Annotated in this window: 19 protein-coding genes, 1 other RNA gene and 2 pseudogenes; 7 read left to right on the top strand and 15 right to left on the bottom strand. The window is 62.5% G+C overall.

The window, feature by feature from the left end; translation table 11 throughout:
• Positions 1 to 16 precede the first annotated feature (16 nt).
• Positions 17 to 235 (top strand): hypothetical protein, encoded by a 219-nt coding sequence (locus AC0L7P_RS06760; protein WP_473435019.1) that lies wholly within the window; start codon positions 17 to 19, stop codon positions 233 to 235.
• Between the two features lie 7 nt (positions 236 to 242).
• Here AC0L7P_RS06760 and recR read toward each other — a convergent pair whose 3' ends face one another.
• The 8 genes and pseudogenes from recR to AC0L7P_RS06720 all read right to left on the bottom strand — a co-directional run bounded on the left by recR (position 243) and on the right by AC0L7P_RS06720 (position 7,015).
• On the bottom strand, positions 243 to 842 hold the full coding sequence (gene recR / locus AC0L7P_RS06755) for a recombination mediator RecR (protein WP_473435018.1): 600 nt from the start codon (positions 840 to 842) through the stop codon (positions 243 to 245).
• A 62-nt stretch (positions 843 to 904) separates the two neighbouring features.
• The gene (locus tag AC0L7P_RS06750) at positions 905 to 1,249 is read right to left on the bottom strand and encodes a YbaB/EbfC family nucleoid-associated protein (RefSeq protein ID WP_473435017.1); all 345 of its coding nucleotides are present in this window, start codon (positions 1,247 to 1,249) and stop codon (positions 905 to 907) included.
• Between the two features lie 81 nt (positions 1,250 to 1,330).
• Complete coding sequence (locus AC0L7P_RS06745; RefSeq protein ID WP_473435016.1) at positions 1,331 to 3,061, bottom strand: DNA polymerase III subunit gamma/tau; 1,731 nt, start codon at positions 3,059 to 3,061, stop codon at positions 1,331 to 1,333.
• Between the two features lie 316 nt (positions 3,062 to 3,377).
• Entirely contained in the window at positions 3,378 to 4,040 is a 663-nt protein-coding gene (locus tag AC0L7P_RS06740) for a hypothetical protein (protein WP_473435015.1), read from the bottom strand.
• Between the two features lie 198 nt (positions 4,041 to 4,238).
• Positions 4,239 to 4,478, bottom strand: a complete 240-nt coding sequence (locus tag AC0L7P_RS06735; protein WP_473435014.1) for a hypothetical protein — start codon at positions 4,476 to 4,478, stop codon at positions 4,239 to 4,241.
• Between the two features lie 400 nt (positions 4,479 to 4,878).
• Positions 4,879 to 5,925, bottom strand: a complete 1,047-nt coding sequence (gene rsgA, locus AC0L7P_RS06730; RefSeq protein ID WP_473435013.1) for a ribosome small subunit-dependent GTPase A — start codon at positions 5,923 to 5,925, stop codon at positions 4,879 to 4,881.
• A gap of 153 nt (positions 5,926 to 6,078) precedes the next feature.
• Positions 6,079 to 6,175: signal recognition particle sRNA small type (ffs, locus tag AC0L7P_RS06725), an RNA gene on the bottom strand.
• A gap of 91 nt (positions 6,176 to 6,266) precedes the next feature.
• Positions 6,267 to 7,015: pseudogene (locus tag AC0L7P_RS06720) on the bottom strand (DUF1013 domain-containing protein).
• Between the two features lie 134 nt (positions 7,016 to 7,149).
• On the opposite strand from AC0L7P_RS06720, the gene AC0L7P_RS06715 reads away from it, so the two are divergent.
• The gene (locus AC0L7P_RS06715; protein WP_473435012.1) at positions 7,150 to 7,791 is read left to right on the top strand and encodes a ribonuclease T2 family protein; all 642 of its coding nucleotides are present in this window, start codon (positions 7,150 to 7,152) and stop codon (positions 7,789 to 7,791) included.
• A 4-nt stretch (positions 7,792 to 7,795) separates the two neighbouring features.
• On the opposite strand, the gene AC0L7P_RS06710 is transcribed toward AC0L7P_RS06715, so the two are convergent.
• From AC0L7P_RS06710 to AC0L7P_RS06700, 3 genes are read right to left on the bottom strand one after another with little or no spacing between them, the layout of a single operon-like run.
• Complete coding sequence (locus AC0L7P_RS06710; RefSeq protein ID WP_473435011.1) at positions 7,796 to 8,755, bottom strand: DUF808 domain-containing protein; 960 nt, start codon at positions 8,753 to 8,755, stop codon at positions 7,796 to 7,798.
• Positions 8,756 to 8,777: 22 nt separating this feature from the next.
• Complete coding sequence (locus AC0L7P_RS06705; RefSeq protein WP_473435010.1) at positions 8,778 to 9,764, bottom strand: NAD(P)H-quinone oxidoreductase; 987 nt, start codon at positions 9,762 to 9,764, stop codon at positions 8,778 to 8,780.
• A 23-nt stretch (positions 9,765 to 9,787) separates the two neighbouring features.
• Positions 9,788 to 10,468: a COQ9 family protein gene (locus AC0L7P_RS06700; protein WP_473435009.1), complete on the bottom strand. Its 681-nt coding sequence runs from the start codon at positions 10,466 to 10,468 to the stop codon at positions 9,788 to 9,790.
• Positions 10,469 to 10,576: 108 nt separating this feature from the next.
• Between AC0L7P_RS06700 and rpsU the strand changes: the two genes are divergently transcribed.
• Positions 10,577 to 10,783, top strand: a complete 207-nt coding sequence (gene rpsU, locus AC0L7P_RS06695; protein WP_007118112.1) for a 30S ribosomal protein S21 — start codon at positions 10,577 to 10,579, stop codon at positions 10,781 to 10,783.
• Positions 10,784 to 10,882: 99 nt separating this feature from the next.
• On the opposite strand, the gene AC0L7P_RS06690 is transcribed toward rpsU, so the two are convergent.
• Positions 10,883 to 11,386, bottom strand: a complete 504-nt coding sequence (locus AC0L7P_RS06690; protein WP_473435008.1) for a DUF992 domain-containing protein — start codon at positions 11,384 to 11,386, stop codon at positions 10,883 to 10,885.
• 222 nt (positions 11,387 to 11,608) lie between these two features.
• On the opposite strand from AC0L7P_RS06690, the gene AC0L7P_RS06685 reads away from it, so the two are divergent.
• Both AC0L7P_RS06685 and AC0L7P_RS06680 read left to right on the top strand, forming a co-directional pair.
• Positions 11,609 to 12,049 carry a transglycosylase SLT domain-containing protein gene (locus tag AC0L7P_RS06685; RefSeq protein ID WP_473435007.1) on the top strand — a complete coding sequence of 147 codons (441 nt, stop codon included), beginning with the start codon at positions 11,609 to 11,611 and terminating at the stop codon, positions 12,047 to 12,049.
• A gap of 70 nt (positions 12,050 to 12,119) precedes the next feature.
• Positions 12,120 to 12,491: a DUF1294 domain-containing protein gene (locus tag AC0L7P_RS06680; protein ID WP_473435006.1), complete on the top strand. Its 372-nt coding sequence runs from the start codon at positions 12,120 to 12,122 to the stop codon at positions 12,489 to 12,491.
• On the opposite strand, the gene AC0L7P_RS06675 is transcribed toward AC0L7P_RS06680, so the two are convergent.
• On the bottom strand, positions 12,488 to 12,985 hold the full coding sequence (locus AC0L7P_RS06675) for an Lrp/AsnC family transcriptional regulator (RefSeq protein WP_473435005.1): 498 nt from the start codon (positions 12,983 to 12,985) through the stop codon (positions 12,488 to 12,490). The genes AC0L7P_RS06680 and AC0L7P_RS06675 overlap by 4 nt on opposite strands.
• 96 nt (positions 12,986 to 13,081) lie before the next feature.
• Here AC0L7P_RS06675 and ald point away from each other — a divergent pair, with 96 nt between their 5' ends.
• Positions 13,082 to 14,200, top strand: coding sequence for an alanine dehydrogenase (ald, locus tag AC0L7P_RS06670; protein WP_473435004.1), 1,119 nt, complete (start codon positions 13,082 to 13,084; stop codon positions 14,198 to 14,200).
• A 70-nt stretch (positions 14,201 to 14,270) separates the two neighbouring features.
• On the opposite strand, the pseudogene mscL reads toward ald, so the two are convergent.
• Positions 14,271 to 14,690: pseudogene (mscL, locus tag AC0L7P_RS06665) on the bottom strand (large conductance mechanosensitive channel protein MscL); the annotation flags it as partial.
• 137 nt (positions 14,691 to 14,827) lie between these two features.
• Between mscL and AC0L7P_RS06660 the strand changes: the two are divergent.
• Entirely contained in the window at positions 14,828 to 15,526 is a 699-nt protein-coding gene (locus AC0L7P_RS06660) for a glutathione S-transferase family protein (protein ID WP_473435003.1), read from the top strand.
• Between the two features lie 42 nt (positions 15,527 to 15,568).
• Here the strand turns inward: AC0L7P_RS06660 and AC0L7P_RS06655 are convergent, their stop codons facing one another.
• Positions 15,569 to 16,015, bottom strand: coding sequence for a YtoQ family protein (locus tag AC0L7P_RS06655; protein WP_473435002.1), 447 nt, complete (start codon positions 16,013 to 16,015; stop codon positions 15,569 to 15,571).
• Between the last annotated feature and the right edge of the window lie 81 nt (positions 16,016 to 16,096).

Here is a 16,096-nt window from a genome sequence, read left to right as displayed (position 1 = left end):
AGACCAAGGAACAAACATGCAGCTTCTCGAAGACCTCGCCGACGAACTGGCCCTCGAAGCCCTCGAAGCCGCCGAAACCAGCGGCGATATCACCATCGTCGATCAGGTGGGCGAAGTGTTGGGCGCGTCATCCCAAACATTGCAGGAGGCCTATCTTACCGCAGTTCGGGTGCGCCGCGCCGAAACCCGCGCCCGCGCCTTGCTGGCCCCGTTCAGGAAAACCCCCGGCGCCTGATCGCCCCCTAGAACGCGCGCCGCGCCCGCAGGGCCGCCGTGATTGTGCCGTCATCAAGATAATCGAGTTCGCCCCCGATCGGCACGCCCTGCGCCAGTGAGGTAACGGCCACCTCGGTGCCTTCGACCTGTTCGGCGATGTAATGGGCGGTGGTCTGGCCATCCACCGTGGCGTTCAGGGCCAGGATCAGTTCACGCACCCCTTCACGGGGGATCCTGTCAATCAGACGGGGGATGTGCAGATCTTCGGGGCCGATGGCATCAAGGGCCGAAAGGGTGCCGCCCAACACATGATAGCGGCCCTTGAACACCTTGCTGCGCTCCATCGCCCAAAGATCGGCCACATCCTCGACCACGCAGATTTCGCCGGTGGCGCGGGCCGGATCGGCACAGATCGGGCAAAGATCGCCGGTGCCGATGTTGCCGCAGCTGACACATTCGCGGGCCGTATCGCCCACCTGCTGCATCGCGACCGCCAGCGGGCCAAGCAATTGGCCGCGTTTCTTGATCAAATGCAGCACCGCGCGGCGCGCCGAACGGGGGCCCAGCCCGGGCAGGCGCGCCATCAGATCAATCAGGGTTTCGATGTCAGAGGGTGCCTTACTCATGGCGCGCCTGTGGCCGGCGCTGCGCCATGAGTATTTTTATCAGTAAAAAGCAGCACAGGCGCTCAGAACGGCAGCTTCATGCCCGCAGGCAGGCCAAGGCCCTCGGTCAGTTTGCTCATCTCATCCTGGGATTTCGTGGCGGCCTTTTGCTGGGCGTCTTTGATCGCGGCCAAAATCAGGTCTTCGACCACTTCCTTTTCGTCGGCGTTGAAGATCGACGGATCAATGTCGAGCGCGGTCAGCACGCCCTTGGCGGTTGCCGTTGCCTTGACCAACCCGGCGCCGGATTCGCCGGTGACCATGGTGGTTTCCAACTGTTCCTGCAGTTCGGCCATCTTGCCTTGCATGTCCTGGGCGGCCTTCATCATTTTGCCCATGTCGCCCAATCCGCCAAGTCCCTTAAGCATGTCGTCTCTCCATCTCTATCGGTTTGGGCCAGAGATAAGCGCCATGGCGGCGGGCCACAAGCGCCGCAGTGAAGGTGAGTGTCAATCGTCCTCGAACGGATCCCATTCCTCGTCAACTTCGGGGAGGGCCTGTTCGGCGGCCTCGGCTTTCATCGCTTCGGGGGTGCGGATGTCGGTGATTTCCGCCTTGGGAAAGGCCAGCAGCACCGCTTGCATCAGGGGGTGCGCCCGGGCCCTGGCGCGCAGATCATTGTCGGCGGCGTCGCGCAGGGATGCGATGGTCGGGGCGCCGCCTTTGTTCACCAATGTCACCGCCCAACGCGCGCCGGTCCAGAGTTGCAATCGCTGGGCCAGACGCGCGGCAAGATCGCGGGGGGCGTTTTCTGTGGGCACGAATTCGATCCGGCCGGGGGCATAGCTGGCCAGCCCAACGCAGGTTTCCACCTCGATCAGAAGTTTGGCATCGCGGTTGGCGCGGATCAGCTCGACCACCGCATCGAAACTGGCGAAGCGGGCCAGCGCGGTTTCGGGCTGCACCGCCAGCGCCGTTGCGCCCCCCGCCACGGGGCGCCAAGGCGCGGGCATTGCCCGAGCCGCCCCCCGAGGCCTTGGCCGAGGCCCCCCGGACCCGCCCGCCGGCGGCGGCGGACGCGGCGTGTCCTGCAATTTGCGCAGCAGGTCTTCGGGGCTGGGCAGGTCGGCCACATGGGTCAGGCGGATCACGGCCATTTCGGCGGCCATCATGGCGTTGGGCGCCTGGCCCACTTCCTCGATCGCCTTGAGAAGCATCTGCCACATCCGTGTCAGCACCCGCATCGGCAGCTTTTCGGCCATGACCGCACCGCGCGCCCGTTCATCCGGGCCGATGGTGGGATCGTCGCCCGCCTCTGGGGTAATCTTGATCACGCTGATCCAATGGGTGATTTCCGCCAGATCGCGCAGCACCGCCATGGGATCGGCACCATCGGAATATTGCGCCGACAGTTCCCCCAAGGCGCCTGCCGCATCGCCGCCAAGGATCATATCAAACAAGTCCAGAACCCGCCCCCGGTCGGCCAGCCCCAGCATGGCGCGCACCTGATCGGCAGTGGTTTCGCCTGCCCCATGGGCAATCGCCTGATCCATCAGTGACAGCGCATCGCGCACCGATCCTTCGGCCGCGCGGGTGATCAGTGCCAGCGCGTCATCGGCAATTTGCGCGCCCTCCAAACCGGCGATTTTCGCCAGATGGGCGATCATCACATCGGGTTCGATCCGGCGCAGATCGAACCGTTGACAGCGCGACAGAACTGTCACCGGCACCTTGCGGATTTCCGTGGTGGCCATGATGAACTTTGTGTGGGCTGGGGGTTCCTCAAGGGTTTTCAGCAGCGCGTTGAACGCGTTGACCGAAAGCATATGAACCTCATCGATGATGAAGATCTTATAGCGTCCCTCAGCCGGTCTTGTATTGGCCATGGCGTTGAGTTCGCGCACATTTTCAACCCCCGTGGACGAGGCCGCGTCGATTTCGAGCACATCGAAAAACCGCCCCTCGGCGATTCCCTTGCAGGGTTTGCACTGTCCACAGGGGGCCACCGTCGGCCCGCCATTTCCATCAGGGCCAATGCAATTCATCCCCTTGGCAATGATCCGCGCCGTGGTGGTTTTACCGGTGCCACGAATGCCGGTCATGATGAACGCCTGGGCGATCCGGTCGGCCTCGAATGCATTTTTAAGGGTGCGCACCATGGCATCCTGACCGATCAGATCGGCGAATGTCTCGGGGCGGTATTTGCGGGCAAGCACGCGATATGCGGGGGCGTCTGACATGGGGCTCCGGGGATTCGGGATAAGTGTCTGACCCGCAACTTAGGCAAGGGTGGGTGCCACGTAAACGCCGCAGGGCCGAATGATATGCGAATGATGCCCGCACACAGCGCCCGCTTGCCTTGGGCCGACGTTGCGCCTATATCGAATTGCGCAGCACGGGGCTGCACCCTGATCCGCGGAAAGCCTGACAGCACCCCGAACACACAGAAAACGACCCTCATTTTCGGTTTTTTCTGGCCCGGTCACAGCGGATCGTCGGGCAATGTCAGAGGAAACCCCGATGTCATCCCTTGATGAATTGCGCCGCAAGGCCACTTTACTGAAACGCGCCTATGGCGGGGGCGATACGCCGGCCGCTGGCCGGGTGCGTGCCGTGCTGGGCGATGGCCCTGCCCCCCTGAAACACGCCGATTTCCTGCATGTGATCGCCCGCGAAGCCAATTTCACCAGTTGGCCGCAGATGAAAACGGCGGTCGAGGCCGAAGGCATGGATCGCGCCGCCAGACAGCAACGGCTGAAAATCGCGCTGTTTCATGGCCAGAACCAGATCACGGCACAGCTTTTGGCCGAAACCCCCGATCTGGCGCGCGGGCTTCTGGGGCTGGAAATCGCGCTTTATGATCTGGCGGCGGTGCGCAGGGCGATCGAGCGTGATCCCGCCAGCGCCACCCGGCCCCTTGGGCCGCGTCGCCCCATCCTGCATCTGGCATTTTCGCGCTATCACCAACTGCGCCCTGATTTGCGCGACGACATGCTGGAGATTGCGGATCTGCTGCGCGCCCATGGGGCCGATGTGAATGATGCCACGCCCCGCGAGGACGGCGCGCTTTCGGCGCTTTACGGGGCCATCGGCCATGGCGACAACATGCCGCTGGCCCGTTGGTTGCTGGAACACGGCGCGAACCCGGATGACGGCGAATCGCTCTATCATGCCACCGAATTGGGCCATCATGACGGGCTGATCCTGCTGCTTGCCCATGGGGCCGCCCCGAACGGTACAAATGCGCTGGCCCGGGCCATGGATTTCAACGATCATGGCGCAGTGCGGATGTTGCTGAGTGCGGAGGCCAACCCGAACGCCACGACCAACGGCCAGATCCCGGCCCTGTGTCAGGCCGCCCGCCGGATGAGCGATGGTGAAATGGTGCGGCTGTTGCTGGATGCCGGGGCCGATCCCTCATTGGCGTGGCGGGGCTGTTCGCCCTATGCGCTGGCCCGCGTTATTGGCAGCACTGCGGTGGGCAAACAGATCGCCGCCGCCGGGGGCGACACCACCCTGAGCGACGCCGAAATCCTGCTGGCCCGCGCCGCCGATGGGCAGGCCAGCCCGGGCGCCTTCCTCGACCCGGCCATCCTGCCCGAGGTATACCGCAGTCTGATCTCGGACATCGTCATCCTGCCCGCACGCCGGGGTCATATCGAACGGCTGGTGGCGCTGGGGCTGGAGTATGATCGCCCCGGTCCCATGGGGGTGCCGCCGGTGCAAACCGCAGGTTGGATCGGCGATCCCGAAGTGTTGGCGTATCTGCTGTCGCTGAGGCCCGATCTGACCCGCCGCAACGGGCATGGCGGCACGTTATTGGGCACGATCATCCACGGGGCCGCACACGCGCCTGCCCGGGGCGGGGCCGATCATATCGCCTGCGCACGACTCGCGCTGGAACATGGTCTGGCCCTGCCCCGGGGGCCATCCCCATGGCAGGCACCCCCGAAATGCGCGATTTCCTTGCCGATTGGGCCGTGCGCCACCCCGGTCAGGTGGTCGAGGGCAACGCGGCCTGACACGGCCAGGCGACCGCAGGGAAACCTTCGGTCGCCTATTGCCCCTCTTTGCGCCGCCTGTTCGCCTTGCCTTCACGGTACATCTTGTTCAGCGACCGGTCACGGCGGCGGCTTTCGTGAATACTGGCGCTGTTGTGCTCTTCTTCACGCGCCAGTTTCTGCCAGCGAATCAACCGCTCGCCATCAATCTGCCCGGCGGCAATCGCCGCCTGCACCGCACAGCCCGGTTCGGCCCCATGGGCGCAATCGGAAAACCGGCACGCGCCCGCCAGTTCCACCAGGTCGGAAAACACGACGTCGATTCCACCGGCCACATCCGACAGGCGCACCGCGCGCATCCCCGGCGTATCGACCAGCCAGCTTCCCCCACGGGCGGCAAACAACCCCCGCGCGGTGGTGGTGTGACGGCCACGGGCGTCGTCCTCGCGGATGCCTCCGGTTGCGGCGCCCTGATCGGTCAGGGCATTCAAAAGCGTGGTCTTGCCCACCCCCGAACTGCCCAGCAATGCGCCCGTTCGCCCCCGACCCAACCAGCCGGTCAAACGTTCAACCGCTGCCGGATCCTTGGCGTTCAGCGCCTCAACCGGCACATCCGCGCCCAAGGCCCGCGCCTGCGCCACATACCCATCAGCATCGGCCATATCGGCCTTGGTCAACAGGATGACCGGCGCCACGCCCGCCTCGGCGGCCAGCACCAGATAGCGTTCCAGCCGCGCGGCGTTGAAATCGGCGTTGCACGAAGTAACGATGAACAGGGTGTCGATGTTGGCCGCAATCAGCTGCACCTCACGCCCCGTCCCGGCCGCCCGGCGCTGCAACAGCGAATGCCGCTCAAGCCGCCGCACCACACGGCGCAGATCAGCATCAACCAGCACCCAATCACCCACGGCATAATCGCCCGCACTTTCGCCCGACGGCAGGATTAACGTATCCGCCCCCGCCTCGCCCAACCCGATCACGCCATCGCGTAAAACGGCGGTGATGCGCATGGGCGCCAAATCGGTGAATTCGTCAATGTCGAGCTGCGATGAAAAATGGGCCGACCATCCAAGATCGGCCAGGGAATAGTGTGTGTCAGTCACAGGATTGCCTTGTTCAGCAGAAAACAGGGTCCGCGCGGCGTGGTGCGACGCAGATACCGAATCGGCGGCAAGGCGTGAAAACTCAGGCCCCGGCCCGCCGGAGGAATGCGATCACAATCATCAAAATCCCTCCTTAAACAAGGCAAAACAAAGGGTGAGAGGCTGGACAACGACCCAAGCGGGGCTCGTTACGGCTGCTTCCTTCCGGACCTGACCGGGTTGGCGAGGTGCCTGCCCGCGCCAACCTCTCGCCCCCTACATAGGGCCATTGGCCGGGCATGACAAGGGATGGTGGGCGGGGCGATGGCGTAAGCCGAGCGTCGTCCCGCCGTCCATAAATCTTACTTGTCGTCGTCGTCATCTTCGGGCCCGTCATCGGGCAGATTGAAGAAACTCTCGGCATCCGGCAGATCCGGCTCTTTCTCGTCGTCCTCATTGCCCGACAGGGAAAATGTCTCAAGCCCGGCAATCGCCGTGGGCATCCGGGGCTCCGGCTCCATGCCAAGGCTTTGTTCCGTGCTGACCAGTTTGCGGCGCTCGTCGTCGCTCATCACGCCGCCTTCCTTGGCCTTCTTGGCGTTGGCCTTTTGCACCGCCATGTCCAGTTCCGACTGTTTGCACAGGCCCAGGGCGACCGGATCGATCGGCTGGATGTTGTTGATGTTCCAATGAGTACGCTCGCGGATCGCCTGAATTGTCGGCTTGGTGGTGCCCACCAGTTTGCTCACCTGACCGTCGCTCAGTTCGGGGTGGAATTTCACCAGCCACAGAATGGATGCAGGCCGGTCCTGCCGCTTTGACAGGGGGTGTAGCGCGGACCACGGCGTTTTTCCTCGCCCACCGCTGCGGCATAAAATTTCAGCTTCAGCTTGTGCAGCGGGTCTTTCTCGGCCTTGTCGATCTCGCTTTGGTCCAACTGGTTGTTGGTCACAGGGTCAAACCCTTTGACACCAGCGGCCACATCGCCATCGGCGATGCCCTGCACCTCAAGTTCGTGCAGCCCGCAGAAATCCGCAACCTGGCGGAACGTAAGCGTGGTGTTGTCCACCAGCCACACGGCAGTGGCCTTGGCCATGATCGGTTTTTGCATCGGCTCTCTCCTTTGGCACTGACCCGGGCATGACATTTGGTCCGGGGAAAACGGCTGGTCCGGCTGGACCCTTACCTCGTTTTCGGGGAAGTTACCCCGGATATAGTCCGCCTCGCCCCCAAGGAAAAGAGAAAATGCGCATTTTGCCGCTGCTCCTGCTGCTCATCTCCCTGCTTCCCACCCAGATCAGGGCCGAAGGCGAACCGGCGGGCGCATTCGATTATTATGTGCTGTCCCTGTCATGGTCGCCCACATGGTGCGCCCTTGAGGGCGATCTGCGCGGCTCGCCCCAATGTGCGGCCGGCGCCGATAACGGCTGGGTGCTGCACGGGCTGTGGCCACAGTTCCACCGCGGCTATCCCAGCTATTGTCGTACCACGGCGCGCGATCCGTCGCGCGCGCAAACCCGCGCCATGGCCGATATCATGGGCGATGGCGGTGCGGCCTGGTATCAGTGGAAAAAACATGGGCGCTGCGCGGGCCTGTCTGCGGATGATTATTTCGCCACCGCGCGCCGCGCCTATGGTGCCGTGACCCGCCCGGCAGTGCTGCGCAAACTTGACCGCGCCGTGAAACTTCCCGCTGCGGTGATCGAAGACGCATTCCTCAAGGAAAACCCCACCCTTACACCCGACAGCATCACCATCACCTGTCAGGCAGGCCGCATCCAGGAGGCGCGCCTGTGCCTTTCAAAATCCCTCACCCCCGTCCCCTGCGGGCGCGACGTGATCCACGACTGCACCCTGAAAGATGCGCTGTTCGATCCGATCCCCTAACGGTTCAGCCCCGGCGAAACAGCCCCGCCACGGGCAGGATAACGAATGTCACAACCGGGATCAGCAGCAGCCCGATCACCAGCCCGACCATGCCATCCAGAAACGCCGTCACGGCCCATTCCACGGCGCCGGGGGCGGCCCCGACAACCGCGACCGCGCGCAGGGCCAGCCCGTGGATGATGTCATATGGCCCATGCACGCCCAGTTCGTGCAGCCCATGGACGATGATTTGCCCCCCGACCCAGATCATCGCCGCCGTGCCGACCGTGACCAGCAGCGCCAGAAACCCGGGCATCCCGCGCACGATGGCCTGCCCCACCGCGCGCGTGGCGGCCAAGCGGCCCCTGGCCACCATGGCCAGCCCCGCATCATCGGCCTTAACGATCAGGCCCACCGCACCATAAACCGCAAGTGTGATGATCCCTCCTGCCACGGCCAGCGCCGCCGCCGTCTGCCACAAAGCAACACCAGTGGGCAGGGCCGACAGGATGATCGTCATGATTTCGGCAGAAAGGATGAAATCGGTCTTGATCGCGCCGCGCACCTTCTGTTCCTCAAGATGGGTGTTGTCTGCCTTTTCTGCGGCCAGATCCTCGGCATGGTGATCGCCGGGGTTCAGCGCATGCCAGACCTTTTCCGCCCCCTCAAAACACAGATACGCCCCGCCCAGCATGAGCAGCGGCGCGATGGCCCATGGCGCAAACCGCGACAGCAACAGTGCCACGGGCAGCAGGATCACCAGTTTGTTGAACAGCGACCCCCGGGCGATGCGCCACACGATGGGCAGTTCGCGGGCGGCGGAAAACCCGTGGACGTATTTCGGCGTGACGGCGGCGTCGTCGATCACCGCCCCTGCCGCCTTGGACGAGGCCTTGACCGCCTGCCCCACCACATCGTCAACCGAGGCGGCGGCGACCTTGGCGATGGCCGCAACGTCATCGAGAAGCGCGATCAATCCGCTCATTTTCTGTCCTTCTCAGGGGGAATCAGCCGACGATGCGCAGCACGATCTTGCCGATATGGGCGCTGCTTTCCATGCGGTCATGGGCCTTGGCGGCGTCACTCAGCAGAAATTCACTGTCCATCACCGGCGCGATTTTCCCTGCCGCCAGCAGCGGCCAGACCTCGTGTTCCAGTGCCTGCGCGATCCGCGCCTTGGCCAGATCGGATTGAGGCCGCAGGGTGGAGCCGGTGATCGTCAGGCGGCGCGCCATGACTTCGGCAAAGTTCAGTTCAACCTTGGCGCCGGTCAGAAACGCGATCTGCACCAGCCGCCCGTCATTCGCCAGAGATTTGATGTTGCGTGGCAAATACTCACCCCCAACCATATCAAGGATCAGGTTCGCACCGCCTGCCGCCTTCATCACCTCGACGAAATCTTCCTCGTGGTAATTCAGGGCAACCTCGGCCCCCAGATCACGGCAGGCGGCGCATTTTTCGCCCGTTCCGGCCGTAGTGAACACCCGCGCGCCCCGGGCATGGGCCAGTTGAATTGCCGTAGTGCCAATGCCCGAACTGCCGCCATGGACCAGAAACCGTTCGCCCGCCTGCAAGCCGCCGCGCATGAACACATTTGAAAACACGGTGAAAAATGTTTCGGGCAGGCAGGCGGCCTGTTTCATATCCATGCCATCGGGCACCGGCAGGGCATGATCGGCATGACAGACCACCTGTTCGGCGTATCCACCGCCCGGCAGAAGGGCGCAAACCCGATCCCCGACAGCCCAGCGGGTCACGCCCGGCCCCACCGCCGCGACCTCGCCCGCGCCTTCCAGCCCCGGCAGGTCGCTCGCCCCCGGGGGCGGCGCATAACGCCCTGCACGTTGCAGGGCATCGGGGCGGTTCACCCCCGCATAATGCAGGCGGATGGCGATCTGCCCCTGTCCCGGAACCGGCAGGGGCCGGGCCACCAGTTGCAGGGCCTCGGGGCCGCCTGGGGATGAAATTTCAACAGCTTGCATCGTGTCACTCATCGGTCCGTTCCGTCCCTCTTTGTTCACTGGTGGCGCGTCCAGCGCCCGGGAAAATTGCGCCGGGGCGTCTTTGACGGCGCCTGCACCTTTGACATTGCCCAGTTTGGCAGTGCCATGAAGGGTTTCAGCAGCGGGTTCTTGTTCACCGCCGCTTTTACCTCTTCGATCTTCATCACGTCATCAATGCGCCTGTCCAGAAAATCCCAAGTTGCCTGATGACCGGCACTGTCATCGCCCAGCCAAAACAGCAAAGTCGAGGCGTAAACCCCCGACAGCGTGGCGCGTTTCGTGTACCAGTTCACATCGCGCGACGTATCGCCAAGGGCGCTCCAGATATGATCGGCGGTTTCCCAGAGCGCCCTGGCCCCGTCGGCGGCATGGTTGGGCAGCGCGAACAGGGTGCTGCCCCGGCGCACCGCTTCTTTCTCGGCGCCCTCAAGGCGCAGGCGCACGGCCAGCGTGATCCGGTCGCGAAACCGCAGATCGGACAGGTTTTCGCGCGCCAGTTGCGCCACCATCGCCGCATCCCCGGCCCGGTGATAGGCCAGCGCCAGATCGACGCCGCCCCGTGGAAACAGCGCCCGCGCCTCAACCAGATCCATGCCCGCGTCCCGGGCGGCGGCGGCAAGGGTTGCATCGCTCCAGCCGTCAAAGGCCACATGGGCCAAAGCGGCGTCCAGAATGGCGGTTCTTGGGTCTGTCATCTCGGCCTCCTGCATTTGCGGCAACGCTAGACAAGTTAGCGCGCCTTTGCTATAGGGCCACTTCCTGCAATTCCTTGCAACTCAAACTAGAAAGGTGGTGAAAACCACATGCAGGTCAGTGTTCGTGACAACAATGTCGATCAGGCGCTCCGCGCTCTGAAGAAAAAGCTCCAGCGTGAGGGCGTTTTTCGTGAAATGAAGCTCAAGCAACATTTCGAAAAGCCGTCCGAGAAGAAAGCGCGCGAGAAGGCCGAGGCCATCCGCCGCGCCCGCAAGCTCGCCCGTAAAAAGGCCCAGCGCGAAGGCATGATGTAAGTCATTGTCGATACTGGGGGTTTTGGCCCCAATCAGATAACCCCCGGGGCAATGCACCGGGGGTTTGTCGTTTCAGGGGGTGTGACGCCCCACGGTGAATTATTCCACCGATGTCAGGGTCATCGACGTCAGGCCAACGGCCACGTTCAGCCCGGTTTTACCCTCGACGCTGAACGGTTGCAGGCCGATGGAATCATCATCCCCGCCCAACAGCGCATTGGCCCCAAGGCCGACACCGACCGACGCATCGGCCGACACGCCGTTATAGGTGCCATCAAGGGTCACATCCTCGCCCTTGTGGTCCAGCAATTGCACCACGGCCCATTTCATATAGCTTTCGCCAGACACACCGATATCAATGCCCAGCTTGTCGATGGTGCCCACATAGGTCTGGGTTTCGCCTTCGGCCTGATCAAAGGTGCAGACGGCATCCTTGCTGGACGCGATCAACAGGCCGAACCCACCCTCGACGGTACATTCCAGATATCCCAGGGTGCTGCCTGTCTCGAAGGTTTCGGTTGTTGTCGCCGTCTGGGCCATGGCGGGCAGGCTGAGGGCAGACAGGGCGGCGGCAAGGGTGGCGGTTTTCAGTGGCGTATTCATCTTGGTCATCTCCTTATCAGATGCCGGGGCGCGGGGCCGCACGGCGTTTGGATCGTTGGAGTAAGAATGCGCCGCGTGGGCCATTGTTCCGCACCGTGACCCAGACAACACACCGGCGGAATCTTGCCGCGCGCACCCCGGCACGGGCGCATACGGCGGCGCATTGTTGCCCCAGCACAAAGCCGGATGGTATCAGCGCCTTACCGGACCCGAGGTTTCCCCATGCGCCTGATCGCCCTTCTGTTGCTTGTCACCCTCGCCGCCTGTAGCGGGCGCGCCCCAGAGGTGCAGCGCACCCAGGCCCAAGGCCCCGCGGCCCTGAATGCGCTGATTGCGCAATATGCCCACCGCTATGACGTGCCTGTGGATCTGGTGCATCGGGTGGTGCAACGCGAAAGCAGCTATAACCCCGCTGCCCGCAACGGCCCCTATTACGGGCTGATGCAGATTCTTCCGGCCACGGCGCGCACCATGGGCCACCGTGGCCCGCCGGCCGAACTGCTGAACCCCGACACCAACCTGAAATATGCGGTGAAATACCTGCGTGGCGCTTGGATGGTCTCACACGGCGACCGCGACGCCGCAGTCGGGTGGTATGCGCGCGGCTATTATTACGAGGCAAAGCGGCAAGGGTTGCTGTACGAAACCGGATTGCGCAGATGATCGTCGTCAAACTTATGGCGCAAACCCCGGCTATCGCGATCTGACAGATAAAAAGCTCTGGTTCGCCTCCATGACACTCATCACAATCGCACTCTGGTTTGCCGCGATCAATGTCGTCACTTTCGTGACCTTTGCATGGGACAAATCCTGCGCCCGGCGCGGCGCATGGCGTGTTCCCGAAGCGCGGCTTTTGTTTTTGGCATTCATCGGTGGTTGGCCTGCCGCGAAGTTTGCCCAGAAAACGCTGCGCCACAAAACCCGCAAGATGCCTTTTGCCCAGCACTTGAACGAGATCCCCATCGCGTTACTGTTCTTTCTGGGCATCGCGATGATCGCATGGGCCGTGCTGAGCAGCGACAGCATCCTTGAATATCTACGCGACTTCGGCATCAATATCGTGGACAAGCCCGCCCTGCCCCGCCGGTTCGGCCCTGGCAGCTAAACCGGCAGCGCCGTTGTCCAGCGCACGGTGCGCAGCGCGAACGAGCTTTGCATTTGCGCCACACCGGGCAGGCGCGACAGATGGCGGCGGTGGATCATGGCAAAATCTTCGGTGTCCTGCGCGACGACCTTGAGCAGGTAATCCGCCGCACCGGCCATCAGATGACACTCCAACACATCGGGAATACGCGCCACCGCCCGCTCGAACGCGTCCAGCAGATCGTCGGCCTGCCCCGACAGGGTGATTTCGACAAATACCGTCGCATTCCGTTCCAGCTTGCGGCGGTCCAACAACGCAACATAGCCGGTGATGACGCCCTCGGCCTCTAACCGTTGCACCCGCCTGTGGCAGGCCGACGCCGACAGATTTACCGCCTCGGCCAGATCGGCATTTGTCATCCGCCCGCGTCCCTGCAAGACGGCAAGGATGCGACGGTCGGTTGTGTCAATCACGGTCAGGATGCAGATTCCTTCGATATATTGGCGCCAATACATAGATTTCTCCCAAATGTTCTGCGCTAACGCGCACCATTTATCAAGCCTCTTCGCCGTCGCCGCCCATAGGGTGAGGATATAAACAGGGAGGTTAAGATGCTGATTGGTTGCCCCAAGGAAATCAAACCACAGGAATTTCGCGTTGGCCTGACGCCGAACGCAGCACACGAGGCGGTGGCCCACGGCCACGGCGTAATCGTGCAAACCGGCGCCGGGGATGGCGCCGGATTTACCGACGATGATTACATTCAGGCCGGGGCGCGCATGGCGCAAAGCGCCCCCGAGGTGTTCGAACAGGCCGATATGATCGTGAAGGTCAAGGAACCTCAGGCCATTGAGCGCAAGATGCTGCGCGAAGGTCAGCTTCTGTTCACCTATCTGCATCTGGCCCCCGACCCGGCCCAGACCGACGATCTTTTGGCCTCGGGCGCGACCTGCATCGCCTATGAAACCGTGACCGATGCCCGGGGCGGCCTGCCCCTGCTGGCGCCCATGTCCGAAGTGGCCGGGCGACTGGCGCCTCAGGTCGGGGCCTATGCGCTGCAAAAGGCCAACGGCGGGCGCGGCGTTCTGATGGGCGGCGTGCCCGGTGTCGGCCCGGCGCAAGTGGTGGTGATCGGTGGCGGCGTGGTCGGGACGCAGGCGGCGCGCATCGCCGCAGGCATGGGGGCCGATGTGACGGTGCTTGACCGTTCCCTGCCCCGGCTCAGCCATCTGGACGACGTTTTCGCCGACCGTTTCAAGACCCGGTTCGCAAGTGCCGCAAGCACGGCCGAACTGGTGGCCACCGCCGATATGGTGATCGGCGCGGTCCTGATCCCTGGCGCCGCCGCTCCGAAACTGGTGACCCGCGCGCAACTGTCGGATATGAAACCCGGCGCGGTCATCGTGGATGTGGCCATTGATCAGGGCGGCTGTTTCGAAACCTCCAGGGCGACAACCCACGAAAACCCCACCTACGAGGTGGACGGCATCGTCCATTATTGTGTCGCCAACATGCCCGGCGCCGTCTCGCGCACCGCGACCCTCGCCCTCAGCAATTCAACGATGCCCTTCATGCTGGCCCTGGCCGACAAGGGCTGGCGCAAGGCCTGCGAAGACGATCCCCACCTTTTGGCTGGCTTGAACGTCCATGCCGGAAAGCTGACCAACCATCCCGTGGGGGTTGCCCTGCAACGGGATGTTCTGTCGCCCAAGCTGGCGCTGAAAATCTGAGTCCGAACAAAAAAGGCCCGCCAAACCGGCGGGCCTTGCCACGACTGCCAAATCTGGTGTCAGCGGGGTTTAAGGGATCCCGGATCTCCAACAGAACGTCCAACTCGGACGGGCCGGTTTTCACCTCGGGCACCACATCATCCGGCTTTTCAGCGGCCGATTTCAGCCGGTTCACAGATTTGACCAGCATGAACACCACAAAGGCAATGATCAGGAAATTGATGCAGGCGGTGACGAAGGCGCCATAGGCAAAAATCGCGGCCCCCGTTTCGCGTGCGGCCTCCAGCCCCGTCCCCGACGCAACCTCGCCCGACAACACCACATACATGCTGGTGAAATCGACCCCACCCAGGATCAACCCGATGATCGGATTGATCAAATCGCCAACAAGGCTTTTCACGATGGCGGTAAACGCCGCGCCGATGATGATACCAACCGCCAGATCCATGACATTGCCTTTGGCAATGAAATCCTTGAATTCGTTGATCACAACTGTCCCCACTCACTGTTTGTCTGCAACTTGGTTCGTTACCGCACAGGTGATAGCAGCAATTTCCACAGCTGTAGTGGTTTTTTCGACCGGAAAATCGCTTAGGTGTAGCGGGATTGACATTCAAAGGACTCTCCATGGCCGATCTTTCCGCCTTCCCGATCACCACACGTTGGCCCGCCGCCAACCCGGACGTGATCCAACTCTATTCCTTCCCCACCCCCAATGGCGTGAAAGTATCCATCGCGCTCGAAGAATTGGGCCTGCCCTATGAGGCGCACAAGGTCACGCTGGCCGACGAAGATGTGAAAAGCGATGCCTTCCTGTCGCTGAACCCGAACAACAAGATCCCCGCAATCATCGACCCGAACGGCCCCGACGGCGCGCCGATCGGCCTGTTCGAAAGCGGCGCAATCCTGATCTATCTGGCTGAAAAAACCGGCAAACTGATGGGCCAGACCGCGACGGAAAATGCACTGACCATCCAGTGGCTGATGTTCCAGATGGGTGGCGTTGGCCCGATGTTCGGGCAACTTGGGTTCTTTGCCAAATTCGCCGGTGCCGAAATCGAAGACCCGCGCCCCCGCGAACGCTACATCAACGAGGCAAAGCGCCTGCTGGCCGTGATGGAAAAGCAGATGGAGGGCAAGGATTGGATCACCGGCGAATTCTCCATCGCCGATATCGCCCTTGTGCCCTGGCTGAACGGGCTGGATTACTATGGGGTGAAGGATGCCCTCGGTTGGGACGATAACCCCAATATCGTGGCATGGCACAAGCGGTTCTATGCCCGCCCCGCCGTGGAAAAGGGCAAAAACATCCCCGCCCGGGACTAAACATAAATACCGGGGCGAGGATCAGACCTCGCCCCGAAAAGTTCACTCCGGCAAAGCGCCTGTCAAAACATAGCGCAGGATCTCAACCACCTGACGCGGCTCTTGCGCCACGGCCAATGCGGCGGCGTCCACTTCTTTCAACGCATGGGCGTGATCCGGACCGTGCAGGATGATCAACGATTTGCCCAACGCAGCGGCATAGCCCGCATCGAACGCCGCGTTCCATTGCTTGTATTGGTCACCAAAGCGCACAACCACCACATCCGCATCGGCAATGCCCTTGCGGGTGCGGATTGCGTTAACCATGGCGCCCTTGTGATCGTGCCAATATTTGTTGTCCTCGGCCCCAAGGATCGCCACGCCACAATCGTCGCTTGCGCCGTGATCGGTTACCGGACTGTCAAACGATACGTCCAGCCCCTTGGCCCCTTTGATGATCTGTTCTCGCCAATCCGTGTGAATCTCACCGGACAGATAAACCTTTAACATCGTACTCTCCTTGTGTGTCGGATGCCTCCGGCGGGAGTATTTGGATCAGTAAAAAATAACCGGCTTTTTACTGACTCAAAT

The sequence above is a fragment of the Oceaniglobus sp. K40-3 genome (genome assembly GCF_055808395.1).
This window is presented reverse-complemented; position numbering and strand designations above follow the sequence as displayed.